An 18,326-nucleotide genomic window follows, 5' to 3' on the forward strand; every position below is an offset into this window, starting at 1 on the left:
ACTTACTTTTGATGTACAATACAGATGTGGTCTTCATACAAATATTCACCAAGTTATACACAGTTTATCCACAGATTGTGGATAATTTAATAGGTCGGAAACTCGATATTTATCGGCTTTCCGCTTTTTTCAGCCTATTTTATCCACTTTATCCACAATCTTTTATGAACATATCCACACATCACCCGATTGGAAAGGAATGCATGACATGATAGACCTGACTGAACTCTGGATCGGTATACTGACCGATATACGGCCTCAGGTATCCCCGCAAATTTACGACAACTGGTTTGAAGCAGCCCTGATTCCCTGTATGTATGAAAACGATGTCCTGACACTGGATACGACGAGTCGTTTCGTCTGTTCTTTCATCAGCAAAAAATATACAGATCTCCTGGAAACGGCAGCCAGCCATGTAACAGGCCGTCCTACACAGGTACGCCTTATCTACAGCACGGGAGGGGAAACGACCCCCGACCCGTCTGTATCTCCGGCAGCACCATCATCGGCGTCTTCAACACCTGCAGCATATCATCCGGAAAAAACGGTATCTGCAGCACCAGCTTCGTCTTTTAAAGTACTGGAAGAAGACACGATCCGGGAAAACCAGGAATATGATGAACCCGAATGGGCACAAACGACACTGGAACCGGTAGATACGGAAAATCCTGATACGTATGAATACGAAAGTATTTCTCTTCCAGAAATCCGCTCAGCCAAAGATATCACGCCACCGCCAGCAGCAGAAAAACCAGAACCGGTCCCGGCCGCACAGGTTCCCGTTTCTGACGGATTGAACAGCAACTATACGTTCGATACGTTCATCGTTGGCAACAGTAACCGTATGGCTAACGCCGTCGCATTGTCCGTAGCTGGTGCACCGGCCCAAAAATACAATCCTTTCTTTATTTATGGCGATTCCGGACTGGGAAAAACTCATCTAATGCACGCCATCGGTCATAAAATCCGGGAAAATTTCCCTAACATGAGTTTGCGCTGCATTACCAGCGAAGACTTTGCCAATGAGCTCATCCAGTCTATCCAGGATAAAAATCCGGAAAGCTTCCGACAGCGGTATCGCAACGTCGATGTACTCCTCGTCGATGATATACAGTTCCTGGAAAATAAAGAACATACACAGGAAGAATTTTTCCATACTTTTAATAAGTTATACCAGGATCACAAACAAATGGTATTCACCAGCGACCGGCCACCACAAAATCTGAAAAAACTGGAAAACAGGCTCCGTTCCCGATTTCAGGCCAGCGCCGTCGCCCGCATAACGCCACCGGATCTGGAAATGAGGACAGCCATTCTCCGCCGCCGTTCCCAGTCTGAACACATTGAATTCCAGAATGATGCCATTAATTTCATCGCTGCTAATGTCAGTGAAAATATCCGTGAACTGGAAGGAGCTTTTGTCCGCGTCACGCTACAGGCTGCAGAGGAACATTCACCGGTTACGCTCGACATAGCCCAGCGGGCATTACAAGATTTAGTACAGGCCAGTGACAAGAAAAAATATATTACCATTGATGAAATCACAAAAGCCGTTTGTCAGTTCTATAAAGTAAAATATGAAGACCTGATGAGCAAGAAGAAAACCAAGTCGATTGCTTTTCCCCGCCAGATAGCCATGTATCTCTGCCGGGAACTGACGGAAAACACGTATCCTCATATAGGAACGGCATTCAATGGCAGAGACCATTCTACGGTTATGCATGCCTGTGATAAAGTGGCCAAGGCAATGGAAAAAGATAAAAATTTTCGCACCATGATAGAACAATTAAAGACGCGCATCATGAGCGTGGACAAATGAGCGGAAAAAATGTGGAAAAAAATCCGTTTATCCACATCTTCCGGAAAACAGTGGATTTGTGGATGGAAAAATCCTGTTTATCCACAAGTTATACACATCTGTGGATAGCATAAAATAAGGCCTTCACAGGACTTATGCACAATTTCACAGCGCCTATGACTATTACTACGATTTTAACTCATTTTTCAATTAACCTCACCATCATAGAAAAGGGGACAACCATGAAACTCAGATTCAAAAAAGAAGACCTCAACAAAGGACTCCAGTCCGTACAAAAAATCGCCCAGGATAAAAGTAATAACATTTCTTATGAAAATGGCCTGCTCATCAAAGCCATCGGCGATATGATCGAATTCCAGGCCAATGATTACGATATGGGAATCCGTACGGAAGTACCGGGCATCATTGAAGAACCAGGCGAAGTATTTATTGCTAATCCATTTCTCATCGAACTGACACGCCGTCTGCCTGGTGATGAAATCGAGATGATCAAAGAAGATGGAGATACCCAGCTCCTGTTAAAAGGCGGAAAACTGAAATTTGAATGCCTGACAATCAATCCGGATGATTTTAATGAAGTAGACATTGTTGAAAATGGTACTTCTTCTTTCACGACAGACAGTATTACTCTGAAAGACCTCATCGACCATACATCATATGCCTGTTCTACCGATACGGCCCGTCCCATTTTCACCGGTACACATATCGATGTAAGCGGGACGACTCTCAATATGGTGGCTACAGACACTCATCGCCTGGCTCTCAAATCAGCCGAACTGGCCCAGCCGGTCGAACAGCCTTTCAAAGCCGTCATTCCGAGCCGGCTGCTCATGGAAATTGCCCGTCAGCTGCCGACGGATATACCGCAGGATGTACAGATTGTAGCGCTTCGCAATTTTATGACTGTCCGGTTTGGCAATATCTTTATCCGTACCCGGCTGATTGAAGGGGAATTCCCAAATTACCGCCGGGTTATCCCGACACAGTTTACCAGTACGGTGACGCTGAACCGCCAGGAATTTACAGCAGCCGTCGAACGCGCTTCTATCGTGGCAAAAGATGCCCAGTATAATGTCATTAATTTTGCTATTCAGGACGGACAGATCAGCCTGACCAGCCAGCATCCCGATTACGGTACGATTGAAGACAGTGTTTCCTGCCAGATTAAAGGCGAACCCATCCGCATCGCTTTTAATGGAAAATTTGTCCTGGATATCCTGAAACACTGCCATAGTGAAGAAATTGTACTCCAGCTGAAGACAAGTAGTCCGATGCTGGTACAAGATAAAGATGAACAGAATTGTGTATTTGTCGTTACACCAATGAGGGCAAAATGATAAAAAATATCGAAATTAAAACTAATATGATACAGTTAGACCAATTCTTAAAATGGGCTGATGTCATAGAAAGCGGAGGACAGATCCGTCCGCTTCTGGATGAAAAGAGGATTTTTGTCAATGGCGCATTATGCCAGGCCAAGCGGAAGCAGCTCCATTCCGGTGACATCGTTGAGATAAAGGGTATCGGTACGTATAAACTTATTGGGGAATAAAACTATGCTGATTCATGATATCCGCCTGCTGCATTTCCGCAATTATGATGATGAACGAGTGACATTTCCACCATCGATTGTCGTGCTGCACGGAAAAAACGGCCAGGGAAAAACGAATCTCCTGGAAGCGCTGTATATGGCAAGTATTGGTAAATCGTACCGGGGACTTGCCGATGCGGACCTCATCCAATGGAAGCAGCAGACGGCAAGTCTGATCCTTAATTTCAGCCGCAGCGGTGTCATACAGCAGATTAAAATGATTCTTTCCAAAGAAGCAAAGAAAGAACTATGGGTCAATAAGACGAGAGTATCGCGCAGAGAGCTGATCGGTACGTTAAATGAGGTCCTGTTTTCACCAGAAGATTTGCAGCTTATCAAGGCGGGACCGGCTCTTCGCCGCCGGTTTCTCGATCGTGAATTATCACAGGTCAGTCCGGTGTACTGTCAGACTCTTCTCCGGTATCACCGGGCTGTTGCCCAGAGGAATCTGCTGCTTAAGCGAATGAAGTATGAAAAGGTCCAGTCCCTGGAAGAGTGGGACCGCCAGATTGCCAGCCTGGCAGCCGATATCGTACAGCGCCGCCTTCAGGCCTTGCATAAAATCCGCCTTCTGGCCCGGATTACCCACAAGCGCCTCAGCGGAGGGGAAGGACTGGACATTGACTATGTGCAGCCTTATGGTGACGGTAGGGAAAGGGATGCCCAGTGGTATTATGATATGCTGCAGTCCCATCTGGAACAGGACCGGTACCGCATGTCTACATCGGTCGGGCCCCACCGGGACGATTTGGAATTTTCCATTGCCGGAGCCAACTTAAAGAAATATGGCTCCCAGGGACAGCAGCGCACGGCTGTTCTGGCATTGAAGCTGTCCGAACTGGAATATATGAAATCGGAAACAGGGGAATATCCGGTACTTCTTTTGGATGATGTCATGAGTGAACTGGATAGTCAGCGCCGTCAGGCGTTATTATCCTTTGTTAAAGGACGTATCCAGACATTTATCACGACGACGGAACCGGATATGTTCCGGTCTGTTGCTGATTGTTCTTTTATCTGTATTGAACAAGGCAGGGTGGCTGCCAATGGTTAAGCGGACCCATGAAATGGGAAAAGCCGGACTTTCTATACCGGCTGTCCTCAAAGAAAATAAACTGCTTACACCGTTCCGCTTTTTTCAGGCAAAGCGGGACTGGCCTAAGATTATAGGTAAACAAATTGCGAAATATTCTTATATTAAAGACGTAGATAAAAATTGCGTAATAATAGGCGTTCTCAATCCTGTGTGGATGAATCAGCTTTTTATGTACAGTCAGGAAATACAAAAGAAACTTAACGATTATATCGGTGAAGATTTCGTCCAGTCGGTGCGGTTTGTACGCAGTGGAAAAAAGCCGGCCCCGGTCGTGTATGAAACCCTTGAAGGAGAAGAGGAGTCAGACTATCCCCGGGGCCGTATCCGTGATGTGGTCTTATCCGATGATTATGTGCAGATGGTGAGGCAGGAAACATGCCGCCTGCCGGAACGCATCCGCGGAAAGATGGCAGCCCTGCGCTTTGCCCAGGAAAAACGGCGCCTGTCCATGGAAGCCGAAGGATTCCGCCATTGCCCGCGCTGTGGCCGCTGGCTGGCAAAAGGAGAAACGATATGTCTCCTGTGCCGTCTCGAAGACAGGCAGCACAAGAAAAAGCTGGTACACGACCTGTTGATCCAGATGCCATGGCTGTCACTGGATCAGTTCGTTCATGAGATAGGAGCCGTACGCAGTGACCGGCTGTACGTAGAACTGTACAATGAAGTACGGCGGGACTGTATTTATAAGCTCATTGAACGGATCCACTACGATAGCGATACACCGGAAGATGATTTATTCCTGGCTTTGTTCATCACGAGGAAAACGCCGGTGGAACTAACCGATGATTATGTCCGCAACCTGGCTAACCGTTATAGAAAGAAGGAGTGATTATGTATCTTCATATCGGCGGAAACCGGATGATCGATGTACGCCGTCTCGTCGCCCTGTTCAAGGCTCATCCCAGCCGTGCCAGTAAAGCTAATCCGCTCATACAGTACTATAAACCGTATGAATATGTGGGAAATAGTACAGAAAAGATTGGTACATATGTAGTCACGGAAGATGCTGTGTATGGTTCACCCCTGTCTCTTTCTACGCTGGTCAAACGGTATGAAGAGCTGTTTAGTGTGGATTGAACGGCTGAAATCTGGTATAATAAGATGTTACAGGTCCTGTGTCATCACAGGAGGACAGAAGAGGAGGAGCATTGCATGTCGGAAGACAAGAAAATAAAGTATGGTGCGGAACAAATCCAGGTCCTGGAAGGGCTGGAAGCCGTACGCAAACGGCCGGGTATGTATATCGGCAGTACGAGTCTGCGTGGACTGCACCATCTCGTATATGAAGTGGTAGATAATAGTATTGATGAAGCATTGGCCGGTTATTGCACACATATCGAAGTGGAAATCGGGGAAGACAATAGCATCAGCGTCATTGACAATGGCCGTGGTATTCCCGTTGCTATGCATAAAGTGGGGAAACCAGCTGTCGAAGTCGTTCTGACTGTGCTCCATGCCGGTGGCAAATTTGGCGGAGACGGTTATCCTATTTCCGGTGGGCTTCATGGTGTCGGCATCAGTGTTGTCAATGCATTGAGTGAATGGACCCGCGTGGAAGTCAAACGGGATGGATATTTGTATACTATTTCCTTTAAGCGTGGCGTGACCGACCAGCCGCTGATGAAAGTTCGTCCCTTGCGCCCCGGTGAAGAAACAGGTACCCACGTCACATTTAAACCGGATAAGGAGATATTCCCTGATACGGTCTATGATTTTGATACGCTTAAAACACGTCTGCGGGAACTGGCCTTCCTCAATAAGGGATTGCATATTACCCTGACGGATAAACGCGGTGACGGAAAACAGGAAGTATACTGCTATGAAGGCGGGCTGGTCTCGTTCGTAGAATTCCTGAACGAAAACCGTACGGCTGTTAATCCGACCGTTGTCCAGATTGATGGTGAAAAGAATAAAGTCATTGTCGATATCGCCATGCAGTATAATGACGGGTACAGTGAAAATATCTTGAGCTTTGTCAATGACATCTTTACTGAAGAAGGGGGAACTCATCTTTCAGGATTCCGTTCCGGTCTGACACGTACGATCAACGATTATGGCCGGCAGGCCGGACTCATCAAGGATAATGAAGATAATCTGTCCGGAGACGATGTCCGGGAAGGTCTCACGGCTGTCATCAGTGTCAAAGTGCGGGAACCGCAGTTTGAAGGACAGACTAAGACGAAACTGGGCAACAGTGAAGTCAAGGGGATTGTTGATAACATCGTATCAGACGGACTGCGGGAATATCTGGAAGAACATCCTGCAGAAGCTAAAAATATCATCAATAAGACGATTTCTGCATCGAGGGCCCGTCAGGCTGCACGCCGGGCACGGGAACTGACACGGCGCAAGAATGCATTGGAAATCAGTAGTCTTCCCGGCAAGTTAGCCGATTGCTCGGAAAAGAATCCGGATCAGACGGAAATTTATCTGGTCGAAGGTGATTCTGCCGGCGGCAGTGCAAAGCAGGGCCGGGATCGCCGTTTCCAGGCTATCCTGCCGCTCCGTGGCAAAATTATCAATGTGGAAAAGGCAAGGCTCGATAAGATACTGGCCAATGATGAAATCCGGTCTATGATTACTGCTTTTGGAACGGGTATTGGCGAAGAATTCGATATTACCAAGCGCCGGTACGATAAAATCATCATCATGACCGATGCCGATGTCGATGGTGCCCACATCCGTACACTGCTTCTGACATTTTTCTACCGGTTTATGAAACCGCTGATTGAACAGGGCCATGTATATATTGCCCAGCCGCCGTTATACCAGGTACGCAAGGGAAAACAGGTATGGTATCTCTATACGGATGAAGCGATGAATGCCAAGTTGGAAGAATTGGGAAAAGACAGCTCGGTTGTCGTACAGCGGTACAAAGGGTTGGGTGAAATGAATCCGGAACAGCTCTGGGAAACGACGATGGATCCGGCGAATCGCACTATGCTCAAGGTACACCTGGAAGACGCTGTAGAAGCCGATAAGATTTTCTCCGTCCTCATGGGAGATAAGGTGGAACCGCGTCGTAAATTTATTGAAGAAAATGCAAAGAAAGTCCGCAATCTGGATTTGTAAGAGATTTCCTTGAGGGGGGATGTCTGATGAAACGAATTTGGCATGTAAGTCTTTGCACAGCGCTGTGGTGCGCCTGTACGCTTTCTGTGCTGGCGTCTGGTACGGTGTTGCCGGCTGAGGCGGCACCGTCTGTGGCAGCACCGTCTGTGGCAGAACAGATACAGCCGGTCGTCATTACCGATCCGGCTGTACATATGAAAAATACAAACAAGTATTATGTTACATCAGGCCGCGTATATGATGCCGTCACAGGAGCTGTTGAGGGAATTTCCCGTGAAAAGACAGGACTCCCACAAGATACGGGACGATACTATTACCGGGTAGAAAAAAATCTTACCGGTGACTATTTCTATAGTGTCAAAGCATATGATACGGACAGTCACATCCTTATAGGCAGTTATTTTGTTGCTAAAGATGATTCCTGTGTCTGGAAATTACAGGATAATGATGATGCCGTACTCATTCTGGGAACGCCGGAAAAGTTGCTCGATAAGGCAGAAGTGACGGTATATCCAGGTAAAATACCGATGGGAAGCTATGGCATCCTGCGCGTCCGCATGCCGGGACGACTGCCCTATGATATCAAAATTACCAGTCTGAATCCTTCTGTAGCCGATATTTCTGAAAAAATGAATATCGTGTCTAAATCGGAAGGGAAGGCAGACCTTGTTATCGATTTACGCATGGGTAACACGGTACGTACCATTACCCGGACCGTTAAAGTCATTGAGTCTGCTGATTCATCGAATCACGATTCCGGACGCAGGCCGATTGGCATCGGTATCGGTGTCGGATGGGGCGGCGGATGGCATCACCATGGCCACGGCGGCATTGGAATCTGGGTATGATAAAAAAAATTGAGACCGCTCATTCAGCGGTCTCTTTTTTTGTTACCAGAATTTTATCGACGCGGAGATTATCCATATCCATGACTTCAAAAGTGAAGTTTTTCCAACTGCATGTATCCGTTTCGGTAGGGATACGGCCTATTTTATACGTAACGAATCCGGCCAGTGTTTTGTATAGATCGTCTTCTTCTCCGGGAAGGTCTTCATCGAGGTCAAAGAAATCTTTAAATTCTTCGATTGTGAGCAGACCTTCCATGAGCCATTCGCCGGGGCCCCGGCGGATGATGCGGTTGGCTTCTTCCTGCTTTTCCTCTTCACCGGCAGGCATGATTCCCAGTAGTTCTTCCAGAATATCATGGAGCGTGACGATGCCGCTCAGGCTGCCATATTCATCGAGGACCACCGCTTCATGGACACCGTGTTCGCGGAAAGTCTGGACGACTTTCATAATATCCATCGATTCGGGAACATAGATAGGCCGGCGCAGGCTGTCCTCCAGAATCTGTATCATCGACGGTGTATGCTGTTTAAGGACGGAAGCGTGATATTTGCCAAAAACATCGGTAATGGATACGACGCCGACAAAATCGTCGAGTGACCCACGCCCTACCGGCATGATTAGATGATGGCAGTCTAACATTTCTCTGATGACCGTTTCTTCCGGATCTTCCAAATCAATCCAGTCCACCTGGGTACGGTTAGTCATGATATCGCTTACATCCATATCGCCGAGACGGAATACGCGGTCTACCAGTTCCGGCTCTTCTTTGGCAAAGGCACCCAGCTCGGCTCCCTGTTCGAGGAGCAGCTTGATTTCGTCTTCTGTGACGGGTTTCTTTTGTGGATGACCGGCCCCCATGAGTTTCATAACGGCTGCCGTCGAAGCAGACAGAAACCATACCAGCGGTGTACAGAGAGAAGAAAAATATAACATGGGGCGGGCCAGAAAACAGGCAATCCGTTCTGGATTATCAATAGCCAGACGTTTAGGAACCAGTTCTCCCAGAATCAATGTCAGATAGGTAATGGCAATGACCAGCGTTGTCAGGCTAACTGAGTAGGCATAAGGAGCTATAGGCGGATAGAGGTCTATGAGAGAGTGGGACATGGGCTCTGCCATGGCTGTACCGCCATAGACACCGGTGAGCAGGCTGACCAGAGTCATGCCGAATTGTACGGTAGAAAACATTTTATTCGGGTTTTCCCGCAACCGGATGACAATACGGGCAGAATTGTTTCCTTCCTCTACCAAAGCCTCCAGACGGGCCTGACTACAGCTGACGATGGACATTTCCAGCATAGAAAAAATGCCATTCCCGATGATGAGCAATACGATGACCATAAATTGTTCCCCTAGCGAGACATCCAAATCTGATAGCAACTCCTTTTTAAATTCAAAATATGGGTATTTGATGAGTATTATAACGTGTTTATTCTGTTTAGGCAAGGTGATAGCGGAAACATTCCGTTTCATTATTCTGGTCTATACTGGCAGGCCGGGGCAGACTCTGGTATGATAGAAAAAGAAACATTATTTCAAGGAGGATGATAGGCGATGATTTATACAGGGGATGAAATGGAAAAAAAAGCCGTTCTGGAAACGGCGGCCCGCATGTGTGCAGCAGCCAGGACAGCGCCGAAAACGCGGCATATTGATGGTATCCATACGCTGGTCGTTACGGGAGAAGAAAAGGATGCGCTGGCTGATAAAATGGAAGAAATCGGAAAGAAATATTTTGGTGATTCCTGGCAGCACTGGTATGGACGGGATGCAGGCAATGTACGGCAGGCCGACGCCGTAGTTCTCATCGGTATTGAAAAAAGCTACCGCGGCCTGGCTCACTGTAATTTCTGTGATTTTGGCGATTGCAGCAGCTGCCGGGAAGCCGGTGGCAATTGTGCGTATATCTATGTCGATCTGGGCATTGCCTTGTCTTCCGCTGCGCTGGCGGCACACCGGGAGCTGACCGACAGCCGGATTTATGCGTCTATTGGAAAAGCGGCAGGTGAAATGCCCTATGGTTGTGAATATAAGTGGCTGGGTATTGCCATATCCGTTTCTGGAAAGGATCCCTTTTTTGACCGGTAAAAAGTATAAACTGATAGTTCACATTTTTTCTGTATCTGCTATACTAGATACGGATTGAAATACAGGGAAAGAAGGAAGTATCATGAAGTTTCAGCAGATTTTGAAAAAAGTATGTATTCTCGTTACAGGAGCCGTTATGAGCGCCTCGGTCTGTCTGGCTGCTATACCATATGACCAGGTCCTTGTCGGTGGCATCGGTCCCGGCTCGGCTGTCAGTTATATGAAGAGCCTTTATGGCCAGCCTGATTCAACGAATTTTGATACGCCGACGCAGGCAACCTACACCTATGGCAATTCTTTTGTCGTTACATCGAATCCTTCTGATGTCAGCACTGTTTTTACTGTCCTTTCTTCAGGGCATAATGGACTGAATACACCAGCTGGCGTCGGCGTCGGTATGGATGAAGCCGTCATTACAGAAAAATACGGCCCCTGCGAAAGAAAAGGGGAAGTCAATGGCGTCACCTACTATCATTACGCTATGGAACCCAATCCGTCCCTGCCCAATGCGTTTGGCGGATATAGTTTCGGTGTAGAAAATGGCAAAATCATTTCTATCTGGGCTGGTGTCGTAGCCGATGACAATGGAGCGGCGGCAGCGGCGGCAGTAGCAGGCGGTACAGCAACTACCGTGGATGGAACAGCACAGGCTTCACAGAATACCTCTACACAGGAACCAGCACCTACACCGGTCGTTGCTCCTGTCAGTCCGGCTGATGCCAAGACGATAGCGGAACATAATGCGCCGGAACAGAAAGAAACGGCTCCGGATACGACATCCAAAGTTACAACAGACAATGGCACGACAGTCACTATAGAAAAGACGGAATAAGATATTTGTATACCGTTGGATATAGTTTCTGTGCATTATAAAAACAGGCTGCTGCATGAAGCAAATACTGCTTTATGCGACAGCCTGTTCTTTATGACCGTAATCCGGGACTTATTCTTCTTTCTGGGAACGAAGGAAGAGCGTACGCAGTTCTTCTGCCGGATCTTTGTGCTGGAAAAGGATATCATAAATAGCCTGTGTAATAGGCAGCTCTACCTGCCATTGAGCCGATAAATCCATGAGTGCTTCACAGGTATATACTCCTTCGGCTAATTTATGAAATGGTTTCTGTAAAATAAAATCTTCACCGAACCGCCGGTTATTGCTGTGCTGGGAAAAAAGAGTCGCTTCGTAGTCTCCCAGGTGGCTCAGGCCGTATACGGTCATGGCACTGCCTCCCATAGCGGCGACGAGCCGGGATAATTCATGGGTACCTCTGGCCATGAGAGCGCCTTTGAGGCTGCTGTAGTGGAACCCGTCGAGCATGCCGGCAGCGATGCCATAGACATTTTTAGCGGCTGCACCGATTTCCGTGCCTAATAGATCCGTGCCATAATAAAAGCGGATCAGGGGACTGCTAAAAATATCGGCAATGCGCCGTGTCCGTTCTTTATTATCTGATGCCATGACCATGCAATTCGGCATACCGGAAAGGAAATCCTGTACATGACCCGGACCCACCCATACGACAGTACGTGCGTCTTCGCCCAGTTCTTCTTTCATGATTGTAGAAAGTCTCTTACCTGACCCTGTTTCCAATCCTTTCATGCAAAGGACGAAGGGCATGTGGGTCAGGCGCGTAGCCCTGATCTGTTTGGCTAGACTGCGCAGCTGTTGGGCGCTGATACTGATAATGACGATATCGGCACCGGCCAGGGCGGCGGTTAGGTCGGCCGTAAGAGCAATGTCAAGAGGCATATGAAGGTATTCATTCTGACGTTGTGAAATAAGTTCTGCCAGATGGGGAGAACCGGGACGGCCCCAGAGAGTGACATTATGGCCAATGCGGTGAGCATACCAGGCATGAAAAGTTCCCCAGCGGCCACAGCCTAAGACAGTAATATTCATAAAGAGAAAACCTCCGGATGATACAATATTCGACATAACAGGATATATCCCTGTGCTTTTATATTATACCATGAATCATAAGCAGGTTAAAATTAGGCAGGGCATAGGATTCATGATACAATACGTATGTAGACATTTCTGAACGACGAAAGGAGTCCTTATTATGAGTTTACATATTGAAGCCAGAGATGGAGAGATTGCAGACCGTATATTACTTCCCGGAGATCCTTTGCGGGCAAAATATATTGCTGAAACCTTTTTGGAAGGCGCCCGGTGCTTTAACAGGGTGCGAAATATCCTGGGATATACCGGCACCTATAAAGGGCAGCGTGTTTCTGTCATGGGAACGGGTATGGGGATTCCGTCTATTTCTATTTACGTCCATGAACTCCTGGAAAGTTATGGTGTAACGAAACTGATCCGCGTCGGTACATGCGGTGCCATGCGGGAAGATATCCAGCTTCGCGATGTTCTCATCGCCCAGGGAGCGACGACGGACTCATCGATTATCCGGAATATCTTTGGCCCGTCTATCAACTATGCTCCTCTGGCTGATTTTGACCTTCTCCGCACAGCCTATGAAAAAGCCAGGGAACATAACCTTTCGGTCCGCGTCGGCAATATCGTCTCCGTAGACCGGTTTTATGATGAAGAAATCGATAATAAAAAACTCACCGATTATGGCATCATGGCCGTAGAAATGGAAACGGCAGCTCTGTATATCCTGGCGGCAAAATATAAAGCCCATGCCCTGGGTATTTTTACGGTCAGTGACCATCTCCTGACGGGAGCTGCCTGCACGGCAGAAGAACGGCAGACTTCCTTCAATGACATGATCCGCATTGCCCTCGATACGGCAGTAAGCGAATGAGATGATTAGTCCGGCAGAAGGCAGTGATATGACTATGTTACATGATGACCTGATTTATGAAATCCTTTCTGTGGTCAGCGAAATACCGGAAGGACGGGTCGCTTCTTACGGACAGATTGCACGGCTCATTGGCAGAGATAATAATGCCCGTCTGGTAGGAAAAGTCCTGAGTATGGCGGAATATTATGGCAGATATCCCTGTCATCGGGTTGTCAATAGTGCCGGCAGACTGGCACCTTCTTTTTCATCACAAAGGAAACTTTTGGAGAAAGAAGGCGTTGTATTTAAGAAAAATGGCTGTGTAGATATGAAAATATTTCAATGGAATGAAGGTATGACTTAAAAAGAAAATCACGATATAAAAAAGCGATGTATCTGTCATGATAGCCATTACAGATACATCGCTTTTATCATATCTTCTGTTTTAGAACTTGGCGATGATAGCGTCGCGGTATTCTTCCGTTTTAGCTGTTCCACCCAGGTCAGGAGTAAGGCATTTCTTTTCGGCCAGCACGTCGTCAACGGCACGGCGGATAGCTTTGGCCGTGTCTGTTTCGCCTATGTATTCGAGAAGCATGCAGGCCGACCAGAGAAGGGCTGTCGGATTGGCGATGTGTTTGCCGGCAATATCGGGAGCACTGCCATGGACGGCTTCGAACATGGCATAGTCACTACCGATATTCATGGACGGAAGAAGTCCCAGTCCGCCGATGAGGCCGCTTGTCAGGTCGGAAATGATATCGCCGTATAGATTGGGCATGACCATGACATCGAAATTTTCCGGATGCATGACCAGCTGCATGCACGTGTTATCTACGATTTTGTCATCACTTTCAATCTGGGGATATTCTTTGGCAATTTCGCGGAAAATAGACAGGAACATGCCATCGCTGAGTTTCATGATATTGGCCTTGTGGACACAGGTCACTTTATGGCGGTTGTGGGACAGAGCATATTCAAAAGCGGCGCGGATGATGCGGCTGCTGGCATGACGGGTAATGATCTTGATGGAATGCATTTCATCATCACTTATCTTTTCTTCCACGCCGGCATACAAATCTTCTGTATTTTCACGGAATGTTACCAGATCAACGTTGGGAAATGGCGTCTTGACGGCCGTATTGGACTTTGCCGGACGGATATTGGCAAAGAGATCGTATTTTTTGCGCAGCATGACATTGATGGAACGGAATCCCGTGCCAATAGGTGTCGTAATTGGTGATTTGAGCAGGATATGTGTTTTTTCAAACGACTGGAATGCGTCATCTGGTACGAGGGCACCGTGCCGTTCGTATTCAGCAGCTCCTACGTTGAAACATTCATATTCCAGCGGTGCCTTGGCAGCTTTCAAGATATCTATGACAGCATCAGTGATTTCAGGGCCGATGCCATCGCCTTTAAATACAGTAATAGTTTTCATGGTTATCGATCCTCCATAGGAATGTATTCGCAGATTTCGCCGACGTACTTGGCAGCCGGGCGGACGATGCGGTCGTCGTACTGTTTGTGTTCGATATTATGAGCCAGCCAGCCGACGAAACGGCTGATGACAAAGAGCGGCGTGTACAAATCACGGGGGATGCCCAAAAGCTGATAGGCAAAGCCGCTGTAGTAATCGACATTGCTGCACATATGGGTCCCTTTTGCTTCGGAAAGAGTCTTTATGGCTACCTTTTCAAAGCGGCGGTAGAAATTGTATATTTCATCCATGCCCTTTTCTTTGGCGACGATGCCGCAGAAGTGACGCATGATTTCCGCACGGGGATCGGAAAGAGTATAGACGGCATGACCAAACCCGTAGACCAGACCGCTGTGATTCTTGAATTTTTTCTGCAGAATTTTATGTACGACATCTTCCATCTGGGCATCGGTCGCTTTAATGCCGATGGCATCGATGATGCGCTCCATCATGATGGAAACTTTGACATTGGCACCACCGTGACGGGGCCCCTTGAGGGCTGCCACAGAAGCGGCCATGGCAGAATAGATATCCGTATTGGTAGAGGATACGACGAGGTTGGCAAAGGTCGAGTTGGTACCACCGCCGTGATCGGCGTGGAGAAAGAGGAGAATATCGAGAAGATGCGCTTCTTCTTCGGTAAATCTGCCATCCAGGCGGAGCATGGAAAGAATATTCTGAGCCGTCGAGTAATCCTTGCGGGGATAGTGGATGACCAGACTCTGCCTGTTGTAATAGTGTACTTTGGACATATAGGCGTAAACCGCAATAGAGGGCAGTTTACTCATAATATTGAGCCCTTTTCGCAAGGTCTGATAGACATCGATATTGTCTGGATCGGGGTCATAATTGTACAATGTGATGAGTGCATGCTGCAATTTATTCATCAGGTTTTTGCCGGGCAGACGCAGGAGGTTCATTTCCAGAAATTCATCAGGCAGGTCATAGCCGCTCTGCAGGACTTTACAGAAAGCATCGAGTTCTTCCCGTGTCGGCAGATAGCCGAAAAGGAGGAGAAAACAGGCTTCCTCATAGAGAAAACCGTGATAATCTTCCCGTTCGATGAGAGTACGCACATCGATGCCCCGATAGTACAGGATGCCGTCACAATCTATTTTATTGCCTTCGGCGTCGCGTTTATAGCCAACGACATCGGCAACCCGGGTCAGACCGACTAATACGCCTGTATGGTCTTCATTACGCAGACCCCGTTTGACGCCAAATTTAGGGAACCAGTCACGCGGAATCTGTGTGTAGTTTTGTGATTTGCCATAAAATTGCGCCAGATAAATATTCTTATCCATGAAATTCCTCTCTTTCCGATACGGTATAAATAACGAAATGAAAATTTTTAAATATTTATCATTTTTTATATTTATACATTCATAGATTTACTCCGCCAAGCTCTCTGAGAGTATAAGTTATTATAGCATAATTACGGGAAAAGTAAAACGAATGACGAAAATAATTTTCCCATTTCTGACACTAGGCAGGATAAGAATAATTATGATATAATATGGACGTAACGAATAATATTTTCACTATATGAAAATTATTTACGTTAATTTCAATATCAGCAAACACAAACAATTGTACAATAAGGGAGGAATCAAGGCGATGATAAAGCTATTTGACGGTGGTGCCTGGCTCATCCATGGGACAGAAGTCGTTCCGGAACAAGAAGAAAAAAGGGCAGAGACTTTGGCCGGTCATGCTCTTTCTAAAAAAGAAGGAAAGAAAGGGACTATTGCCTATTCTATTTTAAAACAGCATAATACGGCTCCGGATATGGATCATCTGAAAATAAAATTTGATGCCATGGCTTCCCATGACATTACCTTCGTAGGGATTATCCAGACTGCAAAGGCATCGGGCATGACGAAGTTTCCACTGCCGTATGTCATGACCAACTGTCATAATTCCCTCTGTGCAGTCGGTGGCACGATCAATGAAGATGATCATCTCTTTGGACTGTCAGCGGCTAAAAAATACGGTGGAATCTATGTACCGCCCCATATTGCCGTCATCCATCAGTATATGCGGGAAAAAATGGCCGGCTGCGGCCGCATGATCCTGGGCTCAGACAGCCATACCCGGTATGGTGCCCTGGGGACGATGGCTATGGGGGAAGGTGGCGGTGAACTGGTCAAACAGCTTCTCTGTGACACCTATGATATTGCCTATCCCGGTGTCGTCGGCGTATATCTGACGGGCCGTCCCCGTCCCGGCGTAGGGCCCCATGATATTGCGATTGCCATTGTCGGTGCCGTGTTCAAAAACGGCTATGTCAAAAATAAGGTCATGGAATTTGTCGGACCGGGTGTCGCTTCTATGACGACGGATTACCGCAACAGTGTCGATGTCATGACGACAGAAACGACGTGTCTGTCATCCGTATGGCGTACTGACGACGATACGAAAGCCTATCTTACCCAGCATGGGCGTCCCGATGCGTATAAAGAATTAAATCCGTCTGATGTGGCATATTATGATGGGTTTGTCGAAGTAGATCTTTCAACGATCAAACCGATGATTGCCCTTCCATTCCATCCGAGCAATGCCTATGAAATCGACGAATTCAATCAGAATGCCGGTGATATTCTGCGGGAAGCAGAAAAACGGGCACAGGAACTCATCGGAGACAGGGATATTCCCTTCAGTCTGACCGATAAGCTCGTCGATGGCCGGTTGCATGTCCAGCAGGGCGTCATAGCCGGTTGTGCCGGAGGCAACTATGTCAATGTCATGGCAGCAGCTCACATTTTGAAAAACGCGTCGTGTGGCAATGGCGTATTTTCTCTCGATGTGTATCCGTCCAGCCAGCCGGTCTATATGGACCTCGTAAAAAAAGGCGCCGTTTCAGAACTTCTGGCAGCGGGGGCTGTCTTTAAGACAGCGTTCTGCGGTCCCTGCTTTGGCGCAGGCGATACGCCAGCTAATAATACACTCAGTATCCGTCATACGACGCGGAATTTCCCGAACCGTGAAGGCAGTAAGCCCGGTCAGGGACAGTTTTCTGCCGTGGCGCTGATGGATGCCCGTTCTATTGCGGCAACAGCTGCCAATGGCGGTGTCCTCACATCAGCTGAAGTGTATGCCGATGACTATGAAGTACCTCCTTATGACTATGATGACAGTGCCTATGCAGCCCGCGTATACCACGGATTTGGCAAAGCGGAAACCAGTGCAGATCTCATTTATGGCCCGAACATCAAAGACTGGCCGGCTATGGAACCGCTTGCTGATGATATCCTTCTCAGGGTATGTTCCAAAATCACCGATGCGGTCACGACGACAGACGAACTGATTCCGTCTGGCGAAACGAGTTCATACCGTTCCAATCCTCTGGGACTGGCTGAATTTACTTTATCCCGCCGGGATCCGGCATACGTAGGACGGGCCAAAGAGGTCCGGAAACTGGAACTGGCACGTCTTTCCGGACAATGCCCGGCAGGAGTAGATTCTGATATAAAAGCTGTTTATGAAAAAATCGGTCAGCACTTTCCGAAAGCTTCCATGAAGACGACGGAAATCGGCAGTATGATTTACTGTACCCGTCCCGGTGACGGTTCTGCCCGTGA

The 18,326-nt window shown here is 47.5% G+C and carries 17 protein-coding genes; 13 read left to right on the forward strand and 4 right to left on the reverse strand.

Annotated elements, in window-relative coordinates; translation table 11 throughout:
• Positions 1-208 precede the first annotated feature (208 nt).
• The 8 genes from dnaA to B4H10_RS08555 all read left to right on the forward strand — a co-directional run bounded on the left by dnaA (position 209) and on the right by B4H10_RS08555 (position 8,426).
• On the forward strand, positions 209-1,819 hold the full coding sequence (gene dnaA / locus B4H10_RS08520; RefSeq protein WP_292017677.1) for a chromosomal replication initiator protein DnaA: 1,611 nt from the start codon (positions 209-211) through the stop codon (positions 1,817-1,819).
• Positions 1,820-2,040: 221 nt separating this feature from the next.
• Entirely contained in the window at positions 2,041-3,156 is a 1,116-nt protein-coding gene (gene dnaN / locus B4H10_RS08525) for a DNA polymerase III subunit beta (protein ID WP_059076225.1), read from the forward strand.
• Positions 3,153-3,371: an RNA-binding S4 domain-containing protein gene (locus tag B4H10_RS08530; protein WP_206084919.1), complete on the forward strand. Its 219-nt coding sequence runs from the start codon at positions 3,153-3,155 to the stop codon at positions 3,369-3,371. The genes dnaN and B4H10_RS08530 overlap by 4 nt, the downstream gene beginning before the upstream one ends.
• Positions 3,372-3,375: 4 nt before the next feature.
• Complete coding sequence (recF, locus tag B4H10_RS08535) at positions 3,376-4,464, forward strand: DNA replication/repair protein RecF (RefSeq protein WP_292018637.1); 1,089 nt, start codon at positions 3,376-3,378, stop codon at positions 4,462-4,464.
• Complete coding sequence (locus B4H10_RS08540) at positions 4,457-5,335, forward strand: DUF721 domain-containing protein (RefSeq protein WP_292018638.1); 879 nt, start codon at positions 4,457-4,459, stop codon at positions 5,333-5,335. The genes recF and B4H10_RS08540 overlap by 8 nt, the downstream gene beginning before the upstream one ends.
• 2 nt (positions 5,336-5,337) lie before the next feature.
• Positions 5,338-5,583 carry an extracellular matrix regulator RemB gene (gene remB, locus B4H10_RS08545; RefSeq protein WP_292018639.1) on the forward strand — a complete coding sequence of 82 codons (246 nt, stop codon included), beginning with the start codon at positions 5,338-5,340 and terminating at the stop codon, positions 5,581-5,583.
• A gap of 75 nt (positions 5,584-5,658) precedes the next feature.
• Positions 5,659-7,578 (forward strand): DNA topoisomerase (ATP-hydrolyzing) subunit B, encoded by a 1,920-nt coding sequence (gene gyrB / locus B4H10_RS08550; RefSeq protein WP_075581709.1) that lies wholly within the window; start codon positions 5,659-5,661, stop codon positions 7,576-7,578.
• 26 nt (positions 7,579-7,604) lie between these two features.
• Positions 7,605-8,426 (forward strand): hypothetical protein, encoded by an 822-nt coding sequence (locus B4H10_RS08555; RefSeq protein WP_292018640.1) that lies wholly within the window; start codon positions 7,605-7,607, stop codon positions 8,424-8,426.
• 19 nt (positions 8,427-8,445) lie between these two features.
• Here the strand turns inward: B4H10_RS08555 and B4H10_RS08560 are convergent, their stop codons facing one another.
• Positions 8,446-9,768 (reverse strand): hemolysin family protein, encoded by a 1,323-nt coding sequence (locus B4H10_RS08560; protein ID WP_234995433.1) that lies wholly within the window; start codon positions 9,766-9,768, stop codon positions 8,446-8,448.
• Positions 9,769-9,981: 213 nt separating this feature from the next.
• Here B4H10_RS08560 and B4H10_RS08565 point away from each other — a divergent pair, with 213 nt between their 5' ends.
• The gene (locus tag B4H10_RS08565; protein WP_075581707.1) at positions 9,982-10,515 is read left to right on the forward strand and encodes a DUF2148 domain-containing protein; all 534 of its coding nucleotides are present in this window, start codon (positions 9,982-9,984) and stop codon (positions 10,513-10,515) included.
• A gap of 82 nt (positions 10,516-10,597) precedes the next feature.
• Positions 10,598-11,347, forward strand: coding sequence for a hypothetical protein (locus B4H10_RS08570; RefSeq protein ID WP_059076217.1), 750 nt, complete (start codon positions 10,598-10,600; stop codon positions 11,345-11,347).
• A gap of 111 nt (positions 11,348-11,458) precedes the next feature.
• On the opposite strand, the gene B4H10_RS08575 is transcribed toward B4H10_RS08570, so the two are convergent.
• Positions 11,459-12,415 carry an NAD(P)H-dependent glycerol-3-phosphate dehydrogenase gene (locus tag B4H10_RS08575; protein ID WP_059076216.1) on the reverse strand — a complete coding sequence of 319 codons (957 nt, stop codon included), beginning with the start codon at positions 12,413-12,415 and terminating at the stop codon, positions 11,459-11,461.
• A gap of 163 nt (positions 12,416-12,578) precedes the next feature.
• Between B4H10_RS08575 and deoD the strand changes: the two genes are divergently transcribed.
• Together deoD and B4H10_RS08585 are read left to right on the forward strand one after the other, a co-directional pair.
• Positions 12,579-13,286 (forward strand): purine-nucleoside phosphorylase, encoded by a 708-nt coding sequence (gene deoD, locus B4H10_RS08580; protein WP_059076215.1) that lies wholly within the window; start codon positions 12,579-12,581, stop codon positions 13,284-13,286.
• Positions 13,287-13,314: 28 nt separating this feature from the next.
• A complete protein-coding gene (locus B4H10_RS08585) occupies positions 13,315-13,629 on the forward strand; it encodes an MGMT family protein (RefSeq protein WP_236699646.1) in 315 nt (104 codons plus the stop codon).
• Positions 13,630-13,710: 81 nt separating this feature from the next.
• Here B4H10_RS08585 and B4H10_RS08590 read toward each other — a convergent pair whose 3' ends face one another.
• Positions 13,711-14,706, reverse strand: coding sequence for an isocitrate/isopropylmalate dehydrogenase family protein (locus tag B4H10_RS08590; protein ID WP_292018642.1), 996 nt, complete (start codon positions 14,704-14,706; stop codon positions 13,711-13,713).
• A 2-nt stretch (positions 14,707-14,708) separates the two neighbouring features.
• Complete coding sequence (locus B4H10_RS08595) at positions 14,709-16,049, reverse strand: citrate synthase (protein ID WP_292018643.1); 1,341 nt, start codon at positions 16,047-16,049, stop codon at positions 14,709-14,711.
• Between the two features lie 313 nt (positions 16,050-16,362).
• Here B4H10_RS08595 and B4H10_RS08600 point away from each other — a divergent pair.
• The coding region (locus B4H10_RS08600) for a hydratase (RefSeq protein WP_292018644.1) at positions 16,363-18,326 on the forward strand (1,964 nt) is incomplete at its 3' end.

Origin of the sequence: Megasphaera sp. UBA4382 (assembly GCF_002391155.1) — a bacterium.
Lineage (GTDB): Bacteria > Bacillota > Negativicutes > Veillonellales > Megasphaeraceae > Megasphaera > Megasphaera hexanoica.

Bases quoted from the DNA above. Each gene is read 5' to 3' on its own strand.
- B4H10_RS08540 (WP_292018638.1), top strand. From the start codon at position 4,457: ATGGTTAAGCGGACCCATGAAATGGGAAAAGCCGGACTTTCTATACCG.
- B4H10_RS08595 (WP_292018643.1), bottom strand. From the start codon at position 16,049: ATGGATAAGAATATTTATCTGGCGCAATTTTATGGCAAATCACAAAAC.
- B4H10_RS08555 (WP_292018640.1), top strand. From the start codon at position 7,605: ATGAAACGAATTTGGCATGTAAGTCTTTGCACAGCGCTGTGGTGCGCC.
- B4H10_RS08570 (WP_059076217.1), top strand. From the start codon at position 10,598: ATGAAGTTTCAGCAGATTTTGAAAAAAGTATGTATTCTCGTTACAGGA.
- dnaA (WP_292017677.1), top strand. From the start codon at position 209: ATGATAGACCTGACTGAACTCTGGATCGGTATACTGACCGATATACGG.
- B4H10_RS08560 (WP_234995433.1), bottom strand. From the start codon at position 9,768: ATGGTCATCGTATTGCTCATCATCGGGAATGGCATTTTTTCTATGCTG.
- B4H10_RS08585 (WP_236699646.1), top strand. From the start codon at position 13,315: ATGACTATGTTACATGATGACCTGATTTATGAAATCCTTTCTGTGGTC.
- B4H10_RS08530 (WP_206084919.1), top strand. From the start codon at position 3,153: ATGATAAAAAATATCGAAATTAAAACTAATATGATACAGTTAGACCAA.
- B4H10_RS08565 (WP_075581707.1), top strand. From the start codon at position 9,982: ATGATTTATACAGGGGATGAAATGGAAAAAAAAGCCGTTCTGGAAACG.
- deoD (WP_059076215.1), top strand. From the start codon at position 12,579: ATGAGTTTACATATTGAAGCCAGAGATGGAGAGATTGCAGACCGTATA.
- recF (WP_292018637.1), top strand. From the start codon at position 3,376: ATGCTGATTCATGATATCCGCCTGCTGCATTTCCGCAATTATGATGAT.
- B4H10_RS08575 (WP_059076216.1), bottom strand. From the start codon at position 12,415: ATGAATATTACTGTCTTAGGCTGTGGCCGCTGGGGAACTTTTCATGCC.
- gyrB (WP_075581709.1), top strand. From the start codon at position 5,659: ATGTCGGAAGACAAGAAAATAAAGTATGGTGCGGAACAAATCCAGGTC.
- remB (WP_292018639.1), top strand. From the start codon at position 5,338: ATGTATCTTCATATCGGCGGAAACCGGATGATCGATGTACGCCGTCTC.
- dnaN (WP_059076225.1), top strand. From the start codon at position 2,041: ATGAAACTCAGATTCAAAAAAGAAGACCTCAACAAAGGACTCCAGTCC.
- B4H10_RS08590 (WP_292018642.1), bottom strand. From the start codon at position 14,706: ATGAAAACTATTACTGTATTTAAAGGCGATGGCATCGGCCCTGAAATC.